Source organism: Flavihumibacter solisilvae, from assembly GCF_000814475.1.
GTDB lineage: Bacteria > Bacteroidota > Bacteroidia > Chitinophagales > Chitinophagaceae > Flavihumibacter > Flavihumibacter solisilvae.
This window is the reverse complement of sequence record NZ_JSVC01000057.1, coordinates 1-907: the sequence shown is the minus strand read 5'-3', so window position 1 is coordinate 907 and position 907 is coordinate 1. Positions and strand designations below refer to the sequence as shown.

Sequence of the window (907 nt, the reverse complement as noted above, 5' to 3'; positions counted from 1 at the left end):
AATATATTTAATCCATTATAGGTGTTATTGAAAAATAAGTTGCCTAAATAGTATGTTTCTCCTGCAATTATTAGTTCAATTCCGTTAAAGAGACTCTTTCCATATTTGTTAGGTTGTTCAGTAAAATCAAAATCATTTTCGTCTAAATAGAAAACTATTTCTTCAATTTTTTGTCCAATAAAAGTCTGGCAGGTTTTAAATATCCTGTCATATTCATTTATTTCTTCTATCGTCCAAGGATCGGTCATATAATATCAGCTAACGTTGAGGGATTGGCGAAGGCGGGCCGTTTGAAACAATCAATAAACAGGTTGTTGGCTGCCCGCTTTAGCCAATACCATGTTATAGGCAGCTTTTTGAAAGCGGAATTTTAAATACTAATAAATCTTCGATTAGGTGCTTCCCCCTCGTAGTAAATGACATCGCCATCGCCAAATATTAGGATGCTTGCTTCTATTCCAACGACATTATTAATGGCTTCCTCAATACTCATCGACTTACCATCAAATTTTGGGTCAGACGAAATTACGCGACAATTTGAAATAGTTTTATATGATTTGAGCTTAAGGCGAATTGCTTCTTCTTCATTTTCACTACCAGGAATCTCACGAAGCAGATTCCAATTGAAATCATTGAAATGATAAAGTTTCTCAATAAACTTAATTCTCGTTCTATTGTCGTTTAATAAATGCAGATATCTTTCTTGTTTATTCTTAATAATAAATCTGCTTACGAAATGTTGTTCTGCTCGGCTTAAATTCAAAGTGACAGAATTTTAATATTGTTCGCGTATTAGACTGGTGCTTATTGTTGCCTATAACGTTAAGGTATTGGCGAAGGCGGCAGCTGAGTCTTTTATTTAAAACAATGATATGCCGCTTTTGCCAATATGTTGTTATGCGCCGGC

Annotated in this window: 2 protein-coding genes; both read right to left on the bottom strand. The window is 34.5% G+C overall.

From position 1 onward, the window contains the following. The coding region (locus OI18_RS24935; protein ID WP_039144775.1) for a hypothetical protein at nucleotides 1-248 on the bottom strand (248 nt) is incomplete at its 3' end. Between the two features lie 122 nt (nucleotides 249-370). Further along, nucleotides 371-763, bottom strand: coding sequence for a hypothetical protein (locus OI18_RS23400; RefSeq protein WP_039144774.1), 393 nt, complete (start codon nucleotides 761-763; stop codon nucleotides 371-373). Nucleotides 764-907 lie beyond the last annotated feature (144 nt).